Source organism: Bartonella refiksaydamii, assembly GCF_902652675.1.
GTDB classification, from domain to species: Bacteria; Pseudomonadota; Alphaproteobacteria; order Rhizobiales; family Rhizobiaceae; genus Bartonella; species Bartonella refiksaydamii.
The window spans coordinates 1-4481 of record NZ_LR736335.1; the positions used below are offsets into that span (position 1 = coordinate 1).

Annotated in this window: 3 protein-coding genes and 1 pseudogene; all 4 read left to right on the top strand. The window is 37.3% G+C overall.

Annotation, left to right across the window (positions count from 1 at the left end; translation table 11 throughout):
* On the top strand, window positions 1-433 hold a 433-nt coding region (locus GQO39_RS08045), incomplete at its 5' end, for an HNH/ENDO VII family nuclease (RefSeq protein ID WP_246668555.1).
* A gap of 64 nt (window positions 434-497) precedes the next feature.
* A pseudogene (locus GQO39_RS08050) lies at window positions 498-962 on the top strand (SMI1/KNR4 family protein); the annotation flags it as partial.
* A gap of 2 nt (window positions 963-964) precedes the next feature.
* Window positions 965-1444, top strand: coding sequence for an SMI1/KNR4 family protein (locus GQO39_RS08055; RefSeq protein WP_156851706.1), 480 nt, complete (start codon window positions 965-967; stop codon window positions 1442-1444).
* A gap of 5 nt (window positions 1445-1449) precedes the next feature.
* A complete protein-coding gene (locus GQO39_RS08060) occupies window positions 1450-4086 on the top strand; it encodes a DUF6990 domain-containing protein (protein WP_156851707.1) in 2637 nt (878 codons plus the stop codon).
* The last annotated feature ends 395 nt before the right edge of the window (window positions 4087-4481 follow it).

Genomic DNA, 4481 nt, shown 5'->3' on the forward strand with positions numbered 1-4481 from the left:
CAAATTTGGTCAGACAAACAAAGTTTATCAGAGAGACGACCTGTTTGATCCTAACAAAATTGTTAGTTGGATAGTAAAAGGGGAAGAAGTATGGGGCACCAATATTGAGAGAATGAAAACAGGAAGAGCACCTATAGGTTTTGATAATAAGTCTGTTGAGTTGCATCACCTAAAGCAAACGCCTGAGGGCCCCATAGCAGAAATTAGCAAGGAATCTCACCAAAAATATACTTCTGTGATTCATGCTCCTTCCAACACACATCAATCACTTATAGATAGAAAAAAGTTTGAGAAGCAGAGAGAGGAATATTGGAAAGAGCGCCGTAAAGGTTATAGAGAACAAAAAAACAGTAACTTAGGAGGAATGATCGATATGAAATGGGGTATCATAGGGATAGATTTTAACGGATGGGGACAGGAGAACCGGCAGTAATACTCTACGGTTGATGAAAAGAGAAAAAACAGAAATTTGTAGAATAATTTATGGAGAATAATTGATGAAAACCTATACCTTAGATGATGTTGTAGTATTAATTGATAAATATAATGATATTATCAATTTTCGTACTGAAGAAAATGCGGCTGATGATATTGTGATTGAAAGGGCAGAGAAAACTCTAGGTTTACAATTCACATCGTCTTACAAAGTTTTTTTAAAAAAATATGTAGGAGGAGAAATTGGAGGTGAAGAAATCTATAGTCTTTATAAGGAGTGTGGAGCAGATATTCCGGGTGGTGATATTGTTTTCCAAAATTTAAATGATAGAAAAGATGGTTTTGCAACACCAGAACAGCTCGTTGTGAGTTATGATCTTGATGAAACCTTTTACTTTGATTATACACAGTTTAGGGATGGTGAATGCCCACTCTATGTCATGCTTGCATTGGGCGATTGCGAATATTACGCAAGTAATTTTTATGAATTCCTTTGTAAAAAAATTAAGGATCATGCAGGGGAAGATTCATGAAAACTTACACTTTATCTGATGTTGCAGTCTTAATTGATAAAGTGAATAAATATAATGGTGATATTATCAATTTTGGTACTGAAGATGATGCAGTTGATGATCTCGTGATTGAAAAGGCTGAGAAAATTCTCGAATTGCAATTCACATCTTCTTACAAGAGTTTTTTGAAAAATTACGGAAGAGGAGAAATTTGTGGTGAGGAAGTATTTAGCGTTTATAATACAAATTTTGAGATTGCACGTAGTGATGATATTGTTTACCGTAACTTGAACGATATAAAAAATGGTTTAGCAAAACCACAGCAGCTTGTCGTCAGTAAAAATGATTTTGGTGAGATACTTTACTTTGATTATTCTCAATTCCAGAATGGAGAATGTGCACTCTATTTTGATTTTCCACCTAGCGATCCCCAGTATTACGCAAGTAATTTTTATGAATTTCTCTGTAAAAGAATTATAGAACATGCTGGGGGGTAATGACGATGCAAACCAAAGACGCAACAGAGATTTTAAAAAAAGTTGGTTGGGAGCCCCATCGCGATGAAATGGGTGATATGTTTGCTTATTATCACCTCCCCGATCGCATAGTGCGTATTCACTACGGCGTCATAGATTATGGACGGGATAGCGGAAGATTGTGGGTTTCTGTCAGTCTCACCACTGCTGCTTATTGTCTTGGCTGTGAATATGCTAACGGTAAAGAATCGCAACCTCAATATGAGGATATGCTGATTTCTTCAGAAGAGAATTTTGGAGTTACAGCGCTGGAGTTTTTTGAAAGTCATGTCAAGGTAGCTTTAAACAAAGTGTTAGCTTGGGCGAAAGCACAAGATATTGAGCAAAAATTACATGAAAAAGCTGCTAATCATTCTCTCGTTGCAAAGGCTCTACTCGGCGATATCGAAGCTTTAAGAAATTACAAACCTACACCTCAATTATATACACAAGAGTTTTCTGATTATGAAAAAATAACACAGGTTGAGCGCGTTATCTTTTTTGCTGAGGCTTATAAAAATAACGAATTGGATGACATTTTAGCACGCAAAAAACCAAAACAGCGTTTGATAAGCCTTGCAGCAGCAACGCGCATTCTTAAAACCCAAGGGTGGTTTGCCACAGAGCTTGGGAAAACGTGGTTGGTTTTGCCGGATCGTTTTATTCAATTTAATTTTGGTTTTATCCGTCTTCATGATGATTACAGTGTTCATCTTGAAGCAGAGATCTCCAACGAAGATATTTCTGTAGCTTGCCATTATATTCACGATAGTAGAAAATGTAGGCAGATATCAGCTACAAATATTTATAATTCTTTTAATACTATTGGAGGAGGGGGGATTAGTGAGTTTGATAAAGGGATTGATATTCGTGTAGAGACATTAAATGAGCAGGAGCTTATCAAAATTTCTCAGCGAGTGATACAATGGGCACGTGCTCAAGATCTAGAAGCAGCGATAGAAAGTAAAACGCTTTTTCAGGAATATAGCTATTATCCAGATGTGATTTGGCATTTGGCTTGCTTAGCGTTAACAGGTAAGATTGATATTCTGAAATCGTATCAAAATTCACTTGCATCGGGCAAGATTCCTGACCATTTGCAAAATCTTGATGAAGAACTGGAGGAGTATGTTAATCGTACTATTGAATTTGCTGAAGGATATCTAACGGTTTTGAAAGAGCGAGAGGTAGCGGATGAACGGCTTAGTTCGCAAGTTTTAGTTGTTTTTGATAAAATTGCCCAGCAACTAGAAGCAATGGGTTGGACAGTTTATCGGGATAAAAACTACGAGCGCAATGCTTATTTCATAACTAAAGAGCGTATAATTAATATAGCGTACAGCTTTCAAAGTGATGAAGAAGAGCCGATTGTTGCATTCAAGACTTCTCTTTCAACACTTGGCTTCTCTACTGCTCATCGTGATGTTTTTTCCGACAAGCTTCAATACATAGCTCTCAAAGAGGCAGAAGAAGTTTATACGTTGTCTGGTGCTGAATTGGACGAGGGCAAACTGAGGGAGATCTGTGCGGATATTCTTGAGTGGGCTGATAGGCAAAATACCAGCCAAATCATCTATGATTATGCTGCTTTGTCAACGGATAGTGAATCTTGCCTTGCAGAATGTCACCTTATAGCACTTATTTTGACTGGTAATGTCAAAAAGCTCAAATTTTATAAGGAGAGTTTTCAAAGAAAAAATCGTCTAGGCTTTGTAGGCACTATCACAAAATATGATATTGACAATGCTCTTACTCTTGCCCAGCATTATCGAATGGGTTTTCCTAAAAACGCTCCGATTTTGTCTCTCGATCCACAAACAACACCTGTTGCTTCTAAAACAACTTCTGTTGAAGCGGCAGAAGAAGTAGATGAAACGGATGACAATGATGATCGTCTCACTATGGAAAGTGCCACAGCTCTTTTAAAAAGTTTAGGCTGGTCGACTAAAAAAATCGATGGTGATGATTATATAGCAAGCTATCAATTGGCTGATCGTGAAGTAGACATTCTTTATAACGACGAAATTGCTAAAGATTACCCTCAATTTGATCGCGCCTTTTTGATTAGCACGGGCATTCTTTCCACCGCTTGTAAATTCATTGATCCTACCAACGTGCAAGATTTCCCGGATTTAGAACTTAATTTTGAAGCAAAGGGATTGGAAATCTTTGAACCAGAAGTCACTGCGGATCGCTTAAAGCAAGCGCTTGATGATGCGCTAGAATGGGCAGTCAAAGATATTGATCTTTCTGAAAGACTTCGCTGTGATTATGGCGCTGCTCCTTGGCAACAGGATGCAAAGTCCAAAACAGATAATAAGGATTATGCTTTGCTTCATATTGGCGCTCTTGCTTTGTTGGGCGATGTTGAGACCTTACAATCTTATCAGAAAAGCTTTACGGCAGGTGATCATCTAGGTTTTGACGAGAGCATCAACAAAACCCACCTAGAACGAGCATTAGCTTTAGCCAAAAAAGTAGAAAAAACCAAGCAAGTGAGCTACGCTTTGATTGAACAGGTAGCAAAAGATTTTGATGATCAACAAGAGGTTATCAACAAGGAGCAACCCCGCTCGTGGAAAGAGAAAATAGTTAATTTTATCGGAAAAAAAGACAAGAAATAGCACTTTAAAAATATCAAAAAGATTTCAGAAATTTAGAAAATAAGGCGCGATCCAAAGCCTTGATCACTAGTTGAGAAACTCAACAGTGATGTGGCTCTGCTCATGGTTTTGGTGCAAGATTTTAAGGAAATAACCTATAAAAAAAGACTTATAAAATTATTCCATAGATTATCAAAATCTCTTTTAATGGGCTATTGTCTATTTTATCGGTTATGTCAGTAAATTAAACTGACAAAAGTGATCATTTTAGTGAGTGATTAAAACACGTCTTAAAAAAGCATGTGGTCTCTTAAAGCCTTTCAAAAGAAAGGGACTATAATCATAAGCAATGCTATCAAGATCATTATGGTTATGAGTTTTGAAGGGGTTTTGGAGGTTTTGGGGGTTTTGGGGGG